Below are 19,174 nucleotides of genomic sequence, written 5' to 3' on the forward strand. Positions count from 1 at the left end.
CTGAGGGGGCGCGGCCCGCGGGCGGCGTCAGCCGTGGATCAGGTCGCGCTGGTCGGGTACGACGGTGCCGTCGGGACGGCGGACGGGGCCGGGGGTGCCGTCGGTGTTGGTGTAGCCCTTGGTGGCGCAGGGGTACGTACCGGACTTGCGGGGCAGCGGGTCGATGAACATCGGGTTGACGACCCAGCGCCCGTCGGCGTTGTCGTAGCCACGGCACATCAGTTCGCTCTTGTTGCGGTTGATGGCCAGGTGGGCGCCGGTGGCGTCGTTGACGAAGGTGACGTCGGTGTCGGCGTCGCCGCCGCCGAGGGCGATGCGGTGCGCCGGGTCCTGCTTGCGCCATGCCTCGGCGCCCTTGATCTTGAAGATCTCCTGGTTGATCCAGCAGCGCTTGCCGTCGACGTAGGGGATGACCGCGCCGTGGCCGTCGCGGACGTCGCCGCAGCCGCGGATGCCGGTGGTGATCTTCCCCTTCTCCAGAATGCTGCGGATGCCGAGGGTGTGGGCGCGGTCCACGCCGACGCCGCCCGACCACGCCTCGGCGACGGTCTCCGAGGAGGCCGAGACGATGTAGACGTCGAAACCGGCCGCCTTGAGGGTGCGGATGAGGTCCTTCTGCTGGTCGTAGTAGCGGATGTAGCCGGCGATCTTGTGGGTGCCGACGGTGCGGGTGCTGCCGACGGGGGCGGCGAGGTTCTCGGCGCGGGCCTTGCGGGCGTAGGAGGACAGCTGGCCGGGGGTCAGTCCGGCGAACAGCTGGGGCACCCAGGCGTACTGGGGCACCGTGCGGCGGTGGTTCCAGTCGCCGGCGAAGGCGGCGGTGCCGTCCATGGTCCTGCCCTCACCGCGGATCTCCATGATCTCGTCGGTGCAGGCGGTGTTGCGGGAGGTGGGCAGGGGACGGCCGGCGGGGACGGTGGTGCCGCAGGCTCTGGTGAGGGTCCGGTCGGCGGCGTCGGTGAGCCAGGGGCTGGTGTCCTTCCAGCTCTTGGGCCGAAGGATCTTGTCGTGCTGGAGCGCCCAGGCGAGCGTGGCGTCGGTGATGTCGTTCTTGACGACGGTGTTGTCCCAGTCGAAGGCGGCGACGGGCCGGCCCTCGGGGCCGGGGTGCGGGGTGCCGCACAGGCCGCGTTCGTCGATCATCTTCTGGAGCTTGGCGCGGTTGTCGCCGTACCAGGGCAGGTCGGACGAGAGCCGGGGGCAGCGGTCCCGGTCCGGCCGGTGTGCGGGGCCCGCGGCCGTGGCGGGGGTGGTGGACGCGAGGGCCGCGACGGTGGCGGCCGCGGCGAGGCCGAGGGCGAGGGCGGACCGGGTACGCATGTGTCCTCCGTGGTGGTGGGGTGGAAATGCCGCGGGACCGGCACGCGAAGGCGCCGGTCCCGGTGGGACGAAGGGACGATACCCGTGGGTAGCTCCGGGTGTGACATCCGGTCAGGCCGTGGTGCCGCGCCGGCCGTCCGGGGCGGCGGCACCGGTCACAGGGGCGTGACGTACGCCCCGGCGATACCGCCGTCGACGAGGAATTCGGCGGCGTTGACGAAGGAGGAGTCGTCGCTGGCGAGGAAGGCCACCGCGGCGGCAATCTCCTCGGGCTCGGCGAACCGTCCGGCGGGGACGTGCACCAGACGGCGCCGGGCGCGCTCGGGGTCCTTGGCGAACAGCTCCTTGAGCAGGGGCGTGTTGACCGGCCCGGGGCAGAGCGCGTTGACGCGGATGCCCTCGCGGGCGAACTGCACGCCCAGTTCGCGGGACATGGACAGCACGCCGCCCTTGGAGGCGGTGTAGCTGATCTGGGAGGTGGCGGCGCCCATCACGGCGACGAAGGAGGCGGTGTTGATGATGGAGCCGCGTTTCTGGCGCCGCATGTGGGGCAGTGCGGCCCGGCAGCACAGGTAGACGGAGGTGAGGTTGACCTCCTGGACGCGCTTCCAGGCGTCGAGCCCGGTGGTGAGGATGGAGTCGTCCTCGGGCGGGGAGATGCCGGCGTTGTTGAAGGCGACGTCGACCGAGCCGTAGGTCTCCTGGGCGGCCCGGAACAGCGCCTCGACCTGGTCCTCGTCGGTGACGTCGGCGCGGACGAAGAGGCCGCCGGTCGCGTCGGCCGCGGCCTTCCCGGCCGTCTCGTCGATGTCGGCGCACACGACGCGGGCGCCCTCGGAGGCGAGGCGGCGGGCGGCGGCGAGGCCGATGCCGCTGCCGGCTCCGGTGATCACGGCGGTGCGGCCGGCGAGACGGCGGCAGACGGGGCTCTGGTCGGTCATTCAGCGCTCCTCGGTGCTGATGAAGACGTTCTTGGTCTCGGTGAAGGCGGTCAGGGCGCCGGGGCCGAGTTCCCGGCCCAGTCCGGAGTGCTTGAACCCGCCGAAGGGGGTCCAGTAGCGCACGGCGGAGTGGGAGTTGACGGAGAGGTTGCCGGCCGCGACGGCGCGCGCGACGCGCAGCGCGCGCCCGACGTCGCGGGTCCACAGGGAGCCGGCGAGGCCGTAGTCGGTGGCGTTGGCGAGGCGGATCGCGTCGGCCTCGTCGTCGAAGGGCAGGACGACGGCGACGGGCCCGAAGATCTCCTCGACGGCCGTCCGGTCGCCGGGCCTGCCGTGGAGGACGGTGGCCGGGTACCAGAAGCCCTTGCCGGTGGGGACGTCGCCGCGGACGGCGGCGGGGGCGTCCTCCGGGACGTAGGACCGTACGCGTTCGCGCTGGGCGGCGGAGATCAGCGGGCCCATGGCGGTGGCGGGGTCGGCGGGATCGCCGGCCCGGACGGCCTTGACGGCGGGTTCCAGCAGCTCCATGAAGCGGTCGTGGACGGTGCGCTGGACGAGGATGCGGCTGCGGGCGCAGCAGTCCTGGCCGGTGTTGTCGAGGAAGGAGGCGGGCGCGGCGGCCGCGGCGGCCTCGATGTCGGCGTCGGCGAAGACGATGTTGGGGCTCTTGCCACCGAGTTCGAGGGTGAGGCGTTTGGTGTGCGCGGCACAGCGGGCGGCGATGTGCCGACCGGTGGCGGTGGAGCCGGTGAAGACGACCTTGGCGACGCCGGGGTGGTCGACGAGGGCGGCGCCGGTGACGGGGCCCTCGCCGGGCAGGACCTGGAAGAGGCCCTCGGGCAGTCCGGCGTCCAGGGCGTGGCGGGCGAGCCGGAGGGCGGTGAGGGGGGTGGTCTCGGCGGGTTTGAGGAGGACGGCGTTGCCGGCCGCGAGGGCGGGGGCGGTGCCCCAGGCGGCGATCGGCATGGGGAAGTTCCAGGGGGCGATGACGGCGACGACACCGAACGGTTCGTGGAAGGTGACGTCGAGGCCGCCCTGGACGGGGATCTGCTGCCCGGTCAGTCGTTCGACTCCCCCGGCGGCGTAGTGCAGCAGGTCACGGACGTTGCCCGCCTCCCACTCCGCGTTGCCGATCGGGTGGCCGGCCTCCAGCACCTCCAGGCGGGCGAGGGAGCCGAGATGGCCGTCGACGACGTCGGCGAAGCGGCGCAGCAGGCGGGCGCGGTCGGCGGGGGCGACGGCGGCCCAGGTCTCCTGTGCGGCGGCGGCCCGGCGGACGGCGGCGTCGACCTCTTCGGGGGAGGTGGTGGGGACGGTGGCCACCGGTTCCTCGGTGGCGGGGTTGACGATGGTCAGCTCGTGGAGCACGGGTGGTTCCTCACATGCGCTCGAAGGAGCGGAAGCGCTCCCAGTCCGTGACGGCGGTGTCGTGGGCGTCCTGTTCGACGCGGGCCATGTGGCGGTAGTGGTCGACGATGTCGTCGCCGAAGGCGGCGCGGGCGACGGTGCTGTGCTCCCACAGGTCCGCGGCCTCGCGGAGGGTGGCGGGGACGTGTGCGGCGCCGGCGGTGTAGGCGTTGCCGGTGCACGGCTCGGGGAGTTCCAGCTCGTGTTCGATGCCGTGGAGTCCGGCGGCGATCATTCCGGCGACGGCGAGGTAGGGGTTGACGTCGCCGCCGGGCAGCCGGTTCTCCAGGCGGTGGGCGCGTCCGCGGCCGAGGACGCGCAGGGCGCAGGTGCGGTTGTCGGGTCCCCAGGCGACGGCGGTGGGGGCGAACGAGCCGGGGCGGAACCGCTTGTAGGAGTTGATGTTGGGGGCGTAGAGGAGGGTGAGTTCGCGCAGCGCGGCGAGCTGCCCGGCGAGGAAGTGCCGCATCAGCGGCGACATGCCGTGGGGGCCGTTGTCGTCGGCGAGGACGGGGGTGCCGGCCTCGTCCCGGAGGGAGAGGTGGATGTGGCAGGAGTTGCCCTCGCGTTCGTCGTACTTCGCCATGAAGGTGAGCGCCATGCCCTCCTGGGCGGCGATCTCCTTGGCGCCGGTCTTGTAGAGCGCGTGCTGGTCGCAGGTGGTCAGCGCGTCGTCGTAGACGAAGACGATCTCGTGCTGGCCGAGATTGCACTCGCCCTTGGCGGACTCGACGGCCATCCCGGCCGCGCCCATCTCGTTGCGGATGCGGCGCAGCAGCGGCTCGACGCGGCCGGTGGCGAGGACGGAGTAGTCGGCGTTGTACTGGTTGGCGGGGCGCAGTCCGCGGTAGCCGCGTGACCAGGCGTCCTCGTAGGTGTCCTGGAAGAGCAGGAACTCCAGCTCGGTGCCGACGAAGGCGTGCCAGCCGCGCTCGGCGAGGCGGTCGAGCTGGCGGCGCAGGATCTGGCGGGGGGAGGCGGCCACCGGGGTGCCGTCCTGCCAGGCGAGGTCGGCGGTGACCAGGGCGGTGCCGGGGTTCCAGGGGGTGAGGCGGAGGGTGGCGGGGTCGGGGCGCATGACGAAGTCGCCGTAGCCGCGTTCCCAGGAGGCCATGGCGTAGCCGTCGACGGTGTTGAGGTCGATGTCGACGGCGAGGAGGTAGTTGCAGCCCTCCGTGCCGTGTTCGAGGACGGTGCCGAGGAAGTGGCGGGCGGCGAAGCGCTTGCCCTGGAGCCTGCCCTGCATGTCGGTGAAGGCGAGGACGACGGTGTCGATCGTGCCGTCGCCGACGCGTTCCTCCAGTTCCCCGAGGGAGAGCGGGGGCGTGCGGTCTGCCACGGTGGGGCCTCCTGTCGCCGCGTCCGGAGGCCATAAGGTATGCGTCACGACCATTGCTTGGGAAGAGGTGGAGATGGACGGCGGGGCGGACCGGCTGGCGGCGGTGCTGCGGCCGGTACGGGCGGGCAACGGTTTCGAGGAGGCGCTGGAGCAGATACTCCAGGTCGTCCGGCTGGGCCTGGTGCCCGCGGGCGGACGGCTCCCGGCGGAGCGGGAGTTGGCGGAGCGGCTGCGGATCAGCCGGGTGACGCTGCGCGAGGTGCTGAGGGTCCTCCAGGACGAGGGGCTGGTGGAGAGCCGGCGCGGCCGCTACGGGGGCACGTTCGTGCGGGCCCGTACGGAGCGGCAGGGCGAGGCGGAGCTGCGCCGCCGGGTGGGCGGGACGGACGTGGAGGACGTGCTGCGCTTCCGGGAGGTGCTGGAGGTGGGGGCGGCCGGGCTGTGCGCCGGGCAGGGGCTGGACGAGGAGGGGGCCGGGCGGCTGCGCGCCGCGCTCGCCGCGACCCGTGACGCGCCGCCCGCCGACTACCGCAGGAACGACACGCTGCTGCATCTCACTCTGGCGGAGCTGTCCGGTTCGCCGTCGCTCGCGGCCCGGTACGCGGCGGTGCGGGCGCGGGTGAACGATCTGCTGGACTGCATACCGCTGCTGGTGCGGAACCTGGAGCACGCGCAGTGCCAGCACATCGCGCTGGTGGAGGCGGTGCTGGAGGGGGACGAGGAGGGGGCGCGCACGGTGATGCGCGAGCACTGCCGGGGGACGGCGGCGCTGCTGCGCGGGTTCCTGGGTCCCGTCTGACGGTCCCGGCCCGGCGTCACCGGGAGGTGTCCCGTCCGCTCTTTTCCCGCACGGGTCTTGCGCCGCGCCCACCGGTACCGCAAAGGTGTGCGGCCATACCTTTGCTCGACTTCCGGCGAGGCAGGAGCGGCGCATGGCCGACAGCACGGAACCCGGTGGCACACCGGCCGCCCCCTCCCCCGGCGGCGCGCCGCCCCGGGACGCCTATCTGGCGCGGCGGACCCTGCGCCGGGGCAGCGCGGGCCCGGTGCTGCTGACCGGCCTCGGCGTCGCCTATGTCGTCTCCGGCGACTTCTCCGGCTGGAACAACGGCCTCGCCCACGGCGGCTTCGGCGGCCTGGCGATCGCCGCCGTCCTCATGGGCCTGATGTACACCTGTCTGGTCTTCTCCCTGGCGGAGCTGGCGTCGGTCCTGCCCACGGCCGGCGGCGGCTACGGCTTCGCCCGCCGCGCGCTGGGCACCTGGGGCGGTTTCCTCACCGGTACCGCGGTCCTGGTCGAGTACGTCCTGGCGCCCGCCGCGATCTCCCTGTTCATCGGTGACTACGTCGCCTCCCTCGGCCTGTTCGGGCTGCACGCCGGCTGGCCCGTCCCACTCGCCTGCTTCGTGCTGTTCACCGGCATCCATCTGTGGGGCGTGGGCGAGGCGCTGCGGTTCAGCCTGGTCGTCACCGCCGTGGCGGTCGCCGCGCTGCTGGTCTTCGCCGTCGCCGCGTTCGGCGACTTCCACGCGGACGCCCTCGGCGACATCCCTGTCAGCCCCGGGGCGTTCGGGGCGGGTCCGTGGCTGCCGTTCGGGCTGCTGGGGATCTGGGCGGCGTTCCCGTTCGGCATGTGGTTCTTCCTCGGTGTGGAGGGGGTGCCGCTGGCCGCCGAGGAGGCCCGCGACCCGGCGCGGACGCTGCCGAGGGCGATGGCGGCGGCGATGGGCATCCTGCTGGTGCTCGCCCTGGTGACGTTCACGGCGGCGACCGGGGCACGGGGACCGGCCGCGATCCAGTCCGCGGGCGATCCGCTGGTGCGGGCGCTGCAACCGCGCGGCGGGCCGACGACCGCCTCACGGATCGTCAACTACGCGGGACTCGCGGGCCTGGTGGCGTCGTTCTTCTCCCTGGTCTTCGCCGGGTCCCGGCAGTTGTTCGCACTCTCCCGGGCCGGCTACCTCCCCCGCTTCCTCTCCCTCACCAACCGTCGCAAGGCCCCCTATCTCGCGCTGCTGGTGCCCGCCGCGCTCGGCTTCGCCCTCGCCGCGGCGACCGGGGACGGCGCCCGGATGCTGAACGTCGCGGTGTTCGGCGCGACGATCTCGTACGCGCTGATGGCGCTGTCGCACCTGGTGCTGCGCCGCCGCGAGCCGGGGCTGCACCGCCCCTACCGCACCCCCGGCGGCATGCTGACCTCGTCCGTCGCGCTGGTCCTGGCCTGTGCGGCGCTGGTGGCGACGTTCCTCGTCGACACGGACGCCGCGCTGATCGCGCTCGGCGTGTACGGGGTGGCACTGCTCTACTTCGCCTGTTGTTCCCGGCACCGGCTGGTGGCGTCGGCTCCCGAGGAGGAGTTCGCCGCGCTGGCCGCCGCCGAGGCCGAACTCACCCGCGACTGACCGCTCGTAGCAGGGAGGACCCGATGTCCCGGCCGCTCATCGGCATCAGCACCTATCTGGAGGACGAGACGCGGTGGGGCGCGTGGACGCTGCCCGCCGCGGTCCTGCCGGCCGGCTACCACCGGCTGGTCCAGCACGCGGGCGGGCTCGCCGTGCTGCTGCCGCCGGACACGCCCGAGGCGGCCGGGGCCGCCGTCGGCCGTCTGGACGCCCTGGTGGTCTCCGGCGGCGCCGACGTGGAACCGGCCCGCTACGGCGCCGCGCCGCACCCCAGGACCGGGCCGCCGGCCCGGGCCCGCGACACCTGGGAACTCGCCCTGATCGGCGCGGCGCTGGAGCGGGGCGTGCCGCTGCTGGGCATCTGCCGGGGGATGCAGCTGCTCAACGTGGCGCTGGGCGGCACCCTCGTCCAGCACATGGACGGGCACGCCGGTCCGCCCGGTGTCTTCTCCCGGCATGTGGTCGAGCCGGTGCCGGGCACCCTGCTGGCGTCCGTCCTCCCCGGTCCGGTGGACGTGCACACGTTCCACCACCAGGGGGCGGACCGGCTCGGTGAGGGGCTGGTGGCGTCCGCCCACGCGGAGGACGGCGCCGTCGAGGCGCTGGAGCTGCCGGGCGCCCGGGCGTTCACCCTGGCGGTGCAGTGGCATCCCGAGGCCGCGCAGGACCCGCGGCTGATGGACACCCGGCTGATGGAGGCGCTGGTGGCCGCGGCGCGCGGACGGGCCGGGGCCTGACGGGCGCGGGGCGCCGCGCGGTCAGCGGGCGGCGTCCAGCGCCTCGCGCAGCATCCGCGGCGCCTCGGTCAGCGACGGCCCGTACCAGGTGAGATGGCGTCCGCTGACCAGCGCGGCCGGCAGACCGGGGAACGCCTCGGGCCCGTCGTCCGCGGTGAAGCGGTAGGGCTCGTCGGGCAGCACGACGAGATCGGCGCCGGCCGCGTTCAGCGCGTCCAGCGGGATGCGCGGATAGCGGTCGGGGTGGCCGGCGTAGGAGTGGCGGACGCCGAGCCGGGCGAGGAGGTCCCCGGCGAAGGTGTCGCGTCCCAGCACCATCCAGGGGCGGCGCCAGACGGGGACGACGGCGTGGCGCGGCGCGGAGGGGGGCGGCAGCCGGCGCCAGGCGTCCTCGGCGGCGTCGAGCCAGGCGGGGCGGGGCAGCCCGCAGCCGGTGACGAGGACGCGGTGCAGCTGCGTGAACGCCTGCTCCAGGGTGCGGACCTCGGTGACCAGGACATCGAGCCCGGCGGCGCGGAGCGCGGCGAGGTCCTGGGGGCGGTTCTCCTCCTCGTTGGCGATCACCAGATCGGGGGCGAGGGCGGCGATACGGCCGGTGTCCGGGTTCTTGGTGCCGCCGACGCGGACGACGTCGAGGCCGGCGGGGTGGCTGCACCAGTCGGTGGCGCCGACGAGGAGGCCGGGCGCGCTGACCGCGACGGCCTCGGTGAGGGACGGCACCAGGGACACCACGCGGGAGACCGTGTGCGGGATTCCGTGACGGGCCATGGCCCCACGGTACGCGCCGGAACGGCGGCGGGCCCCGCCCCGGCCGGGGAGGCCGAGGGGCGGGGCCCGTCGCGTACGGTGTGCGCCGGTTACTTCACGGGCGCCATCTTGTCGACGATGCCGGGGTGGTCGTCGATCCACTGGCGGACGCCCTGGTCCTCACGGCCCTTGCCGGCCTTCTGGATGGCGTTCTCCAGGCTGCTGAGCTCCTCGGGCGTCATCTTCCAGTTCTTCAGCCAGCCGTGGAACTCGGGGAACTTCTCGGGGAAGCTCTTGTGGCCGATCGTCTTGATCTGGTTGTTGTCGCCCCAGGTGCCCTTGGGGTCCTTGAGCTTGGTGAGGTCGTACTTGTCGTAGGCCCAGTGCGGGGACCACAGGGTGACCGCGATGGGTTCCTTCTTGGCGATCGCCCGGTCCAGCTCGGCGAGCATGGCGCTGGTGCCGGCCTCGGTGATCTCGAAGTCCTCCAGGCCGTACTCGGGGACGACGGTGCTCTTGAGGCGCTTCATCAGGCCGGTGCCCGGCTCGATGCCGATGATCTTGCCGTGGAACTCGTCCTTGCGCTTGCGCAGGTCGTCGAGGGTCTTGACGTCCTTGACGTAGGACGGCACCGCGATCTCCAGCGACGTCTGGTCGTACCAGGCGCCGACGTCGACGAGGTCCTTCTCGTAGCGGTCCCAGTACTGCTTCTGGGCGACCGGCAGCCAGCCGTCGAGGTCGACGTCGATCTGGCCGGTCGACAGGCCGGTCCACATCGGGCCGACGTCGAGGTTGCGGATGCGGGGCTTGTAGCCGCGCTGCTCCAGGACGTTCTTCCACAGGTAGGTGGTGGCGATGCCCTCGTCCCACGCGGGGTAGCCGATCACCGGCGCCTTGCCGGCGTCGCGGCCCTTGGCCTGGGAGCCGCCGCCGGCCGGGGCGAGCTTGTCGACGAGGCCCGGGTTCTTCTTGAGCCAGGCGCGCACGCCCTCCTGCTCGTGGCCCTCGCCCGCGCTGGTGACGGCGTTCTCCAGGCTGGTGAGCTGGTCCTCGTCCAGGTGGAAGTTGCGCATCCAGGAGGCGACCTGCGGCTCGTCCTTGGAGAAGCCCTTGCGGCCCAGCAGGTGCAGGCTGTCACCGGAGCCGAAGGCGCCCTTGGGGTCCTTGAGCTTGGTGAGGTCGTACTTGTCGTAGGCCCAGTGCGGGGACCACAGGGTGACGGCGATCGGCTTCTTGGCGCGGATCGAGCGGTCCAGCTCGCTCAGCATGGACGAGGTGCTGGACTCCAGGACCTTGTACTCGCCGTCCAGGCCGTACTCCTTGAGGACCTTGTCCTTGAGGATCTTCATCTCGCCGGCGCCCGGCTCGATGCCGGTGATCCGGCCGCCGAACTCGTCCGCCTTGCCCTTGAGGTCGTCGAGCGTCCTGACGTCCTTCATGTACGACGGGACCGCGATCTCCAGCGAGGTCTTGTCGTACCAGGCGCCGAGGTCCTCCAGCTTGTCCTTGTACTTCTGCCAGTACGTCTCGTGGGTCGTCGGCAGCCAGGCGTTGGTCTGGACGTCGACATCACCGCGGGCCTGCCCGGCGAAGAGCGGACCGGCCTCCAGGGCCTGGGCCTTCGGCTTGTAGCCGCGCTGCTCCAGGATCTCCTTCCACAGGTACGTGGTGGCCTTGCCCTCGTCCCAGTTGACGTAGCCCAGGCTGATCGCGCGGCCGTTGCCGCCCGCTGCGGTGTCCTTGGCGCCGTCGTCCTTCTTGCCGGCGATGTTGAGGCCGCCGGCGATCAGGGCGAGGACGACGACCCCGACCATGGCGACGGAGGTGGCGGGCTTCCAGTACAGGAACTTCATCCCGCCCAGCGCGGCCTGCGCCTTGGCCAGCGCGCGGCGGCCGAGCGGCGAGACGCGCTGGTTGAGGGCGCCGGTCATCCGGTCCAGGTACATGGCGAGGATGACGACGGCGAGGCCCGCCTCGGCGCCGAGCGCCACGTCGACGGAGCTGATCGCGTTGTAGACGGAGGCGCCCAGACCGCCGCCGCCGACCATGCCGGCGATGACGACCATGGACAGCGCCAGCATGATGACCTGGTTGATACCGGCCATGATCGTCGGTAGGGCGAGGGGCAGCTGCACCCGGAAGAGGGTGCGCCGCGGGTGCGTGCCGAACGCCTCGGCCGCCTCGACCAGCTCCCCGTCGACCTGCCGGATGCCGAGTTCGGTCATCCGGACGGCGGGCGGCATGGAGAAGACGATCGTGGCGACGATGCCGGGGACCACACCGAGGCCGAAGAAGAGGATGCCGGGGATGAGGTAGACCATCGCGGGCATCGTCTGCATCAGGTCCAGGACCGGGCGCAGCACCCCGCCGACCGCGCGGCTGCGGGCCGCCCAGATGCCCAGCGGCACCGCGACCACCACGGTGATCAGGCAGGCCACCAGCACCAGCGACAGCGATTCGACCGTCGGGCCCCACTGCTCGATCGAGTCGATCAACGCGAAGCCGAGGAAGGTGAACACGGCGGCCGGCAGTCCGCGCAGCCACCAGGCGAGCACCGCGAGGATGCCGGCGAGGAGCAGCGGCTGGGGGGCCGCGAGCACCGTGTGGATGGCCGTGTACAGGCCGTTGAGGACGGTGGTGATGGCGTCGAAGAGCCAGGTGAGGTTGGCGCGCAGCCACTCGACGGCGCTGTCCGCCCAGCCGCCTATCTGGATCCTAGGCACTCGCGTTCACCTTGCCCTTGGCCGTGGCGCGCCGGACGGCGGCCTTGGCCTTCTGGAGCCGGGTGGCGGGCACGGGCGCCGGGGCGCTCTCGCGCGGCGCGGGGTCGCCGAGCGCGGCGAGCAGCCGGTCGGGGCGGACGACGCCGACGAGCGCGCCGGACGCGTCGGTCACCGCGACGGGGGCGCCGGTGGTGGAGCAGGGGGCGAACAGTTCGGCGACCGGGGTCTGGGCGCCGACCGTGGCCGGGGCCGCGGCCAGCACGTCGTCGGCGCAGGTCAGCTCGGTGCCCTCGGGGGTGGTGGTGCCCAGCACGGTGTCCGTGCCGGTCATCACGGCACCGGCGGTGAGCACCCGGGTGCGGTCGACGTCCTGGATGAAGGAGGCGACGTAGTCGTTGGCCGGGGTGACGAGAATGTCCTCGGCGCTGCCGGTCTGGACGATACGGCCGTCGCGCATCACGGCGATCTTGTCGCCGAGGCGCATCGCCTCGTTGAGGTCGTGGGTGATGAAGACGATGGTCTTCTTCAGCGTCTTCTGGAGCTCCAGGAGCTGGTCCTGCATGTCGCGGCGGATCAGCGGGTCCAGCGCGCTGAAGGACTCGTCCATCAGCAGCAGGTCGGCGTCGGTGGCCAGGGCGCGGGCCAGGCCGACGCGCTGCTGCATACCGCCGGACAGCTCGTCGGGCCAGGACTTCTCCCAGCCCTTGAGGCCGGCGAGCTCCAGCGCCTCGGTGGCGCGCTTCTCCCGCTCGGGGCGCGCGACGCCCTGGACCTCCAGCCCGTAGGCGGCGTTCTCCAGCACGCTGCGGTGCGGGAACAGCGCGAAGTGCTGGAAGACCATGGAGATCTTCTCGGAGCGGACCCTGCGGAGGTCCTTGGGGCTGAGCGAGGTCAGGTCCTGGCCGTCGAAGCTGACGGTTCCCGAGGTCGGCTCCAGCAGACCGTTGAGGGTCCGCAGCAGGGTGGACTTGCCGGACCCGGACAGGCCCATGACGACGAAGATCTGGCCCTCGTCGACCTCGATCGACGCGTCGATCACCGCGGCGGTCGTGCCCTCGGCGCGCAGCTCGTCCCGGGTCGCGCCGGCCTCAAGCCTGCGCACCCCTTCCTCGGGTCGTCTTCCGAACACCTTGTAGACGTGTTCGGCTTGCAGCCTGGCCACATACACCTCTCTTGTTGCACGAGAAAACGACCTGCCACCCCCGTAGACAGGTCGTGGAGCGGGGCGGGATCGGCCCGCCTTTACCAGTGGAAATGCGAAAACCGACCGGTTCCGCTCCGTCTGCGCGCCTGCCCGGGCTCGAAAGGCGCAAACCTTTCGGTGACCCACCTCACATCGAGGGCGTGTTTGAGCCATGCGGCATCATGCGGGGTGTGACTCGACGCCTGATGCTCCTCGACACCGCCTCGCTCTACTTCCGCGCCTACTTCGGCGTCCCCGACACGGTGCGGGCCCCCGACGGGACCCCGGTGAACGCGGTGCGCGGGCTGCTGGACTTCATCGCCCGCCTCGTCCAGGACCACCACCCCGACGACCTGGTCGCCTGCATGGACGCCGACTGGCGCCCCGGCTGGCGCGTCGAGCTGATCCCCTCCTACAAGGCGCACCGGGTCGCCGAGGAGACGCCCGGGGGGTCGCCGGACGTGGAGGAGGTCCCCGACACCCTCTCCCCGCAGGTCCCGGTGATCGAGCAGGTCCTCGACGCGCTCGGCATCGCCCGCGCCGGAGTGGCCGGATACGAGGCCGACGACGTCATCGGCACCCTGACCGGACGCGCTGAGGGGCCGGTCGACATCGTCACCGGCGACCGTGACCTCTTCCAGCTCGTCGACGACCGGCGCGGCGTCCGCGTGCTGTACCCGGTCAAGGGCGTGGGCACCCTCCAGGTGACGGACGAGGCGCTGCTGCGCGAGAAGTACGGCGTGGACGGTCCCGGGTACGCCGATCTGGCGCTGCTGCGCGGCGACCCGAGCGACGGGCTGCCGGGCGTGCCGGGCATCGGCGAGAAGACCGCCGCCAAGCTGCTGGCCTCCTACGGCGACCTCGCCGGCATCCAGGCGGCGGCCGACGACCCGGCCTCGGCGATGACGCCGGCGCAGCGCCGCCGGATCACCGAGGCGCGGGCGTACCTCGCGGTCGCCCCCAAGGTCGTCCGGGTGGCCGACGACGTCCCCGTGCCGCCGCTGGAGCGGGCGCTGCCCTCCGCGCCCGCCGATCCGGGGGCGCTGGCGGCGCTGGCCGCGCGCTGGGGTCTGGGCGGTTCACTGGAACGGCTGGTCGACACATTGGGGAGGTGAGCTGTTAGGTTAGGTAAACCTAACCGTTCACGCGTCAGGGGAGACCGCCGTGACAGCAGACCGACCCGTCCGCAAGAAGCCCGCCATGCACCACGCCGAGGTCCTGCGCACCGAGCGCATCACCCCGCACATGATGCGGGTGGTGCTGGGCGGCGCCGGACTCGCGGCCTTCGACGCGGGCGCCTTCACCGACCACTACGTCAAGCTGCTCTTCCCGGTGCCCGGCGTCGCCTACCCCGAGCCGTTCGACATCGCGCAGATCCGCGCCGAGATGCCGCGCGAGAAGTGGCCCCGGACCCGGACGTACACCGTGCGCGCCTGGGACGCCGCGGCACGCGAGCTGACCGTGGACTTCGTGGTGCACGGCGACGAGGGCCTGGCCGGCCCGTGGGCGGGCGCCGTACGGCCCGGTGAAACGATCCGCTTCCTGGGGCCGGGCGGCGCCTACGTCCCGCGGGACGACGCCGACTGGCACCTGCTCGCGGGCGACGAGAGCGCGCTGCCGGCCATCGCGGCCTCGCTGGAGCGGATGCCCGCGGGCGTGCCGGTGCACGCGTTCATCGAGGTGGCGGGCCCCGAGGACCGCCAGGAGCTGACGGCCCCCGACGGTGCCCGGATCACCTGGCTCTACCGCGGCGGCGCCCCCGTCGGCCGTGAGCTGGTCGCCGCGGTGCGCGGCCTGGAGTTCCCCGGCGGCCGGGCGCAGGCGTTCGTGCACGGCGAGGCGGGCTTCGTCAAGGAGCTGCGGCGGCTGCTGCGCGTCGAGCGCGAGGTGCCGCGCGAGGCGCTGTCCATCTCCGGCTACTGGCGCCGGGGCCACGACGAGGACGGCTGGCAGGCGTCCAAGCGCGAGTGGAACCAGCAGGTCGAGGCCGAGCAGGAGACCGTCTCACCGGCCGCCGCCTCCTGACCCGCGGGGCGGGGTGAGCGCCGGGCCGCGGGCACGGCGGTCACTCCGCACACGCCCCGCCCCGGGTCTGTTTCCGGCCACCTCCCCGCCCCGGAATCCGCTCCCTCCCGTCCGTCACATGACGCCAGGTCACCCTTTTCGGCCGTGGTGATGAGCGCGGTTGACGGACGATTCCGGGGCATGTACCACTGTCGCCATGCGTCCTCAACGACACCCGGCCGCCCGCCTCCGCAGGGACCGCGTTCGTGTGCGGTCCGGGTCGGCCCGCTGTCGTCGCTGAATTCTCCTCAGCCCTTCCGTACGCGCCGCCGTACGCCCGCTCGACGACGAGAAGACGAGGCCGCACCCATGCCTGTCGAATTCCTGGGCATCGCCGCCACCCACGACGGTTCCGAGGTGATCCCCCGCTCCGGGGCGTCCTTCGACAAGGACTACGCCCTCCGCCTCGCCCGGGCCCACGAGGACAACGGCTGGGACCGTGTCCTGTTCGCCTACGGCTCCGGCTCCCCCGACCCGTCGCTGGCCGCCGCGTACATCGCCGCCCGCACGGAAACGCTTCAGCTGCTGGTCGCCCACCGCCCCAACGTCTCGTTCCCCACCTACGCCGCCAAGGGCTTCGCGACCCTGGACCGGATCAGCGACGGGCGGCTGACGGTGCACTTCATCACCGGCGGCAACGACCACGAACAGCGCCGCGAGGGCGACACCCTCGGCAAGGACGCCCGCTACGCGCGCACCCGCGAGTACATCCGGATCGTCAGGAGGGTCTGGACCAGCCGCGTCCCGTTCGACCACGAGGGCGCCCACTACCGCTTCCACGACTTCGTTTCGGACACCTTCCCCGTCCAGCGGCCCTGCCCGAAGGTGTCGTTCGGCGGCTCGTCACCGGCGGCCTACGCGGCGGGCGGCGCCGAGGCGGACATCTACTGCCTGTGGGGCGAGCCCCTGGCGCGGACCGCCGAGCAGATCGCCTCCGTCCACGCGGCGGCACGGGCGGCCGGCCGCTCCGGCGCGCCCGCGATCCAGGTCGCGTTCCGGCCGGTCATCGCCCCCACCGAGGAACGGGCCTGGGAGAAGGCCCACCGCACCCTGGAACGCATCCGCCGCCTGCGCTCCGCCGGGCCGCCCGGCCGCCGACCCCCGGAGAACACCGGCTCGCAGCGGCTGCTCGACATCGCCGCGGAGGGGGAGCTGCACGACCGGGCGCTGTGGACGCCGCCCGCCGCCGCGACCGGCGGCGCCGGGAACTCCACCGCCCTGGTCGGTACGCCGGAGACCGTCGCCCGCGCCCTGCTCGACTACTACGACCTGGGCGTCCGCGTCTTCTCCGCCCGCGGCTACGACCTGCTCGACGACGCGGTCGACTTCGGCCGCCATGTCATCCCGCTCGTGCGCGCGGAGGTCGCCGCGCGCGACGCGCGGCGCACGGCCGGGCACGTCACCGTGGCGCCCTGAGGGACCGGTGCCCCGCCCCTTCCCGGGACGGGGCACCGTGACACGCGGTCAGCCCACCGACGAGTACGCGACGACGCCGCGTCGTACGCCGTCCACGGCCTTGCGGGCCGCCTTCGCGACCGTGCCGCCGGGCGGGGCCGCCACCGCGATCTGGCCGAGGATGTCGATCAGCTGCTTGCACCAGCGGACGAAGTCACCGGCCGGCATCTCCGAATCCGCCAGCACCTCGTCCAGGCCCGCGCCGGACGCCCAGCGGTAGGCGGCCCAGGCGAAGCCGAGGTCGGGTTCGCGCTGGCCGACGCCCTCCGCCTGGTGGATGCGGTGGCTCTCCTCCAGGGCGTCCAACCGCCCCCAGATGCGCACCATGTCGGCGAGGGCGTCCCGGGCCGGCCCGGCCGGCAGCTTCGGCGCCACCGCGTCGTCGGTCTGGCGTGCCTCGTAGACCAGCGCGGACACACAGGCCGCGAGCTCCGCGGCGCCCAGCCCCTCCCAGATGCCGTCCCGCAGGCACTCGCTGGCCAGCAGGTCCAGTTCGCCGTAGAGCCGGGCCAGCCTGCGGCCCTCCTCGGTGACCGTGTCCCCTTCGAGGTAGTCCAGTTCGGTCAGGAGCGCGCAGATACGGTCGAAGGTGCGGGCGATGGTGTTCGTACGCCCCTCGATACGGCGCTCCAGCTGGCGGGTGTCGCGCAGCAGCCGGTGGTACCGCTCGGCCCAGCGGGCGTGGTCCTCGCGCTCGTCGCAGCCGTGGCAGGGGTGCGCGCGGATCGCGGCCCGCAGCCGGGCGATGTCCCGGTCGTCGACCGCAGCGGAACGCTGCTTGCGGCGGCGGGACGGGACGAGGTGCCCGGCCTTCGTCCGCAGCGCGGACGCCAGGTCGCGGCGGGACTGCGGGCTGCGGGCGTTGAAGGACTTCGGGACGCGCATCCGCTCCAGCGGCTCCACCGGCACCGGGAAGTCCATCGACGCCAGCCGCTTGACCTGCCGCTCGGCGGTCAGCACCAGCGGCCGGGGGCCGTCCTGCGCCTCGATGCCGCGGTGCCGGTCGGTCCGCCCGGACGGCATGCCCGGGTCCAGCACCAGGGCGAGCCCCGCGTACTTGCCGGTCGGCACATGGATGATGTCGCCGGGCCGGAGCCTCTCCAGCGCGGCGGCGGCCTCGGCCCGGCGCTGCGCCGCGCCCTGCTTGGCGAGTTCCGTCTCGCGGTCCTTGAGGTCGCGCCGCAGCCGCGCGTACTCCTCGAAGTCGCCGAGGTGGCAGGTCATCGAGGCGCGGTAGCCCTCCAGGCCGCCCTCGTTCTTCTGCACCTGCCGCGAGATCCCGACCACCGACCTGTCGGCCTGGAACTGGGCGAAGGACATCTCCAGCAGTTCCCGGGAGCGGTGCCTGCCGAACTGGGAGACGAGGTTGACCGCCATGTTGTACGACGGCTTGAAGGACGAGCGCAGCGGGTACGTCCGCGTCCCGGCGAGGCCGGCCAGCGCGCCCGGGTCCATGCCGCGCTGCCAGAGCACCACCGCGTGGCCCTCGACATCGATGCCGCGGCGTCCGGCCCGGCCGGTGAGCTGGGTGTACTCGCCGGGGGTGATGTCGGCGTGCTGCTCGCCGTTCCACTTGACGAGCTTCTCCAGGACGACCGACCGCGCGGGCATGTTGATGCCCAGCGCCAGCGTCTCGGTGGCGAAGACCGCCTTGACCAGGCCCTTGACGAAGAGTTCCTCGACGACCTCCTTGAAGGTCGGCAGCATGCCCGCGTGATGGGCCGCGATGCCGCGCTCCAGTCCCTCCAGCCACTCGAAGTAGCCGAGGACGTGCAGGTCTTCGTCGGGGATGCCGGCCGTGCGCGCCTCGACGATCCGGCGCACCTTCTCGCGGCCCTCCGCGTCGTTCAGCCGCAGCCCCGAGTACAGGCACTGCTGGACGGCGGCCTCGCAGCCGGCGCGGCTGAAGATGAAGGTGATCGCGGGCAGCAGGCCCGCGTTGTCGAGGCGGTCGATCACCTCGGGCCGGCCCGGGGTCCAGATCCGGCTGCGCTGACGCCGCTCCCGCTCGCGGTCGGCCTCGCGCATCGTGCGGCCGCGCCGCTTGTCCCGGCCGAACGTCGGCCGGCTGTTCTCCATCCGCGCCAGCCGCTCCAGGTCGGGGTTGACCTCGCGGCGTCCGCCGCGGCCGGCGTCCCGCTCCTCGAAGAGGTCGTACATCCGCCGGCCGGCCAGGACGTGCTGCCACAGCGGTACGGGACGGTGCTCGGAGACGATCACTGCGGTGTCGCCGCGGACGGTGTCCAGCCAGTCGCCGAACTCCTCGGCGTTGGAGACCGTCGCCGACAGCGACACCAGGGTGACGGAGTCCGGGAGGTGGATGATCACCTCTTCCCAGACCGCGCCCCGGAAGCGGTCGGAGAGGTAGTGCACCTCGTCCATCACCACATAGCCGAGGCCTATCAGCGCGTGCGAGCCCGCGTAGAGCATGTTGCGCAGCACCTCGGTGGTCATCACGATCACCGGGGCCTCGGCGTTGACGCTGTTGTCGCCGGTCAGCAGGCCGACCTTCTCGGCCCCGTAACGGCGCACCAGGTCCTGGTACTTCTGGTTGGACAGCGCCTTGATGGGCGTGGTGTAGAAGCATTTGCGGCCCTGGGACAGGGCCAGGTGGACGGCGAATTCGCCGACGATCGTCTTGCCGGATCCGGTGGGAGCGGCGACCAGTACGCCCTTGCCGGCCTCCAGGGCCTGGCACGCCTCGATCTGGAACGGGTCCAGCGCGAAGTCGTACATCTCCCGGAAGGGGGCGAGTGCGGTGGCCTGCTCGGCCGCGCGCTGCTTGGCGGCGGCGTAGCGCTCGGCGGGGGACATGTCCTCGGTCATCGTGCTTACGAGCCTACCGGCCCCCTCCGA

At 72.8% G+C, this 19,174-nt stretch carries 14 protein-coding genes; 6 read left to right on the forward strand and 8 right to left on the reverse strand.

Going from position 1 to position 19,174, the window contains the following annotated elements; genetic code table 11:
• Nucleotides 1-27: 27 nt before the first annotated feature.
• From AC51EU_RS07365 to AC51EU_RS07380, 4 genes are all read right to left on the reverse strand, one after another.
• Nucleotides 28-1,320, reverse strand: coding sequence for an HAD family hydrolase (locus AC51EU_RS07365; protein ID WP_496265864.1), 1,293 nt, complete (start codon nt 1,318-1,320; stop codon nt 28-30).
• A gap of 155 nt (nt 1,321-1,475) precedes the next feature.
• The gene (locus AC51EU_RS07370; protein WP_496265865.1) at nt 1,476-2,261 is read right to left on the reverse strand and encodes a 3-oxoacyl-ACP reductase; all 786 of its coding nucleotides are present in this window, start codon (nt 2,259-2,261) and stop codon (nt 1,476-1,478) included.
• A complete protein-coding gene (locus AC51EU_RS07375; RefSeq protein WP_496265866.1) occupies nt 2,262-3,629 on the reverse strand; it encodes an aldehyde dehydrogenase family protein in 1,368 nt (455 codons plus the stop codon).
• Nucleotides 3,630-3,639: 10 nt separating this feature from the next.
• Nucleotides 3,640-5,007, reverse strand: coding sequence for a glutamine synthetase family protein (locus AC51EU_RS07380; protein ID WP_496265867.1), 1,368 nt, complete (start codon nt 5,005-5,007; stop codon nt 3,640-3,642).
• 73 nt (nt 5,008-5,080) lie between these two features.
• Here AC51EU_RS07380 and AC51EU_RS07385 point away from each other — a divergent pair, with 73 nt between their 5' ends.
• The 3 genes from AC51EU_RS07385 (at nt 5,081) to AC51EU_RS07395 (ending at nt 8,146) form a co-directional block, all read left to right on the forward strand.
• Nucleotides 5,081-5,806, forward strand: coding sequence for a FadR/GntR family transcriptional regulator (locus AC51EU_RS07385; protein WP_496265868.1), 726 nt, complete (start codon nt 5,081-5,083; stop codon nt 5,804-5,806).
• 133 nt (nt 5,807-5,939) lie between these two features.
• Complete coding sequence (gene eat, locus AC51EU_RS07390) at nt 5,940-7,409, forward strand: ethanolamine permease (protein WP_496265869.1); 1,470 nt, start codon at nt 5,940-5,942, stop codon at nt 7,407-7,409.
• Between the two features lie 23 nt (nt 7,410-7,432).
• Complete coding sequence (locus tag AC51EU_RS07395; protein ID WP_496265870.1) at nt 7,433-8,146, forward strand: gamma-glutamyl-gamma-aminobutyrate hydrolase family protein; 714 nt, start codon at nt 7,433-7,435, stop codon at nt 8,144-8,146.
• Nucleotides 8,147-8,167: 21 nt separating this feature from the next.
• On the opposite strand, the gene AC51EU_RS07400 is transcribed toward AC51EU_RS07395, so the two are convergent.
• From AC51EU_RS07400 to AC51EU_RS07410, 3 genes are all read right to left on the reverse strand, one after another.
• Nucleotides 8,168-8,914 carry a helical backbone metal receptor gene (locus AC51EU_RS07400; RefSeq protein ID WP_496265871.1) on the reverse strand — a complete coding sequence of 249 codons (747 nt, stop codon included), beginning with the start codon at nt 8,912-8,914 and terminating at the stop codon, nt 8,168-8,170.
• Nucleotides 8,915-9,003: 89 nt separating this feature from the next.
• Nucleotides 9,004-11,616, reverse strand: a complete 2,613-nt coding sequence (locus AC51EU_RS07405) for an ABC transporter permease/substrate binding protein (RefSeq protein WP_496265872.1) — start codon at nt 11,614-11,616, stop codon at nt 9,004-9,006.
• Nucleotides 11,609-12,778: a quaternary amine ABC transporter ATP-binding protein gene (locus AC51EU_RS07410; protein WP_496265873.1), complete on the reverse strand. Its 1,170-nt coding sequence runs from the start codon at nt 12,776-12,778 to the stop codon at nt 11,609-11,611. The genes AC51EU_RS07405 and AC51EU_RS07410 overlap by 8 nt, the downstream gene beginning before the upstream one ends.
• A gap of 227 nt (nt 12,779-13,005) precedes the next feature.
• On the opposite strand from AC51EU_RS07410, the gene AC51EU_RS07415 reads away from it, so the two are divergent.
• The 3 genes from AC51EU_RS07415 (at nt 13,006) to AC51EU_RS07425 (ending at nt 16,279) form a co-directional block, all read left to right on the forward strand.
• On the forward strand, nt 13,006-13,914 hold the full coding sequence (locus AC51EU_RS07415) for a 5'-3' exonuclease (protein ID WP_496265886.1): 909 nt from the start codon (nt 13,006-13,008) through the stop codon (nt 13,912-13,914).
• 85 nt (nt 13,915-13,999) lie between these two features.
• Nucleotides 14,000-14,824, forward strand: coding sequence for a siderophore-interacting protein (locus AC51EU_RS07420; RefSeq protein ID WP_496265887.1), 825 nt, complete (start codon nt 14,000-14,002; stop codon nt 14,822-14,824).
• Between the two features lie 348 nt (nt 14,825-15,172).
• Nucleotides 15,173-16,279 carry an LLM class flavin-dependent oxidoreductase gene (locus AC51EU_RS07425; protein ID WP_496265874.1) on the forward strand — a complete coding sequence of 369 codons (1,107 nt, stop codon included), beginning with the start codon at nt 15,173-15,175 and terminating at the stop codon, nt 16,277-16,279.
• Nucleotides 16,280-16,327: 48 nt separating this feature from the next.
• Here the strand turns inward: AC51EU_RS07425 and AC51EU_RS07430 are convergent, their stop codons facing one another.
• Nucleotides 16,328-19,144 (reverse strand): DEAD/DEAH box helicase, encoded by a 2,817-nt coding sequence (locus tag AC51EU_RS07430; protein WP_496265875.1) that lies wholly within the window; start codon nt 19,142-19,144, stop codon nt 16,328-16,330.
• Nucleotides 19,145-19,174 lie beyond the last annotated feature (30 nt).

This window comes from Candidatus Streptomyces philanthi, from assembly GCF_059553635.1.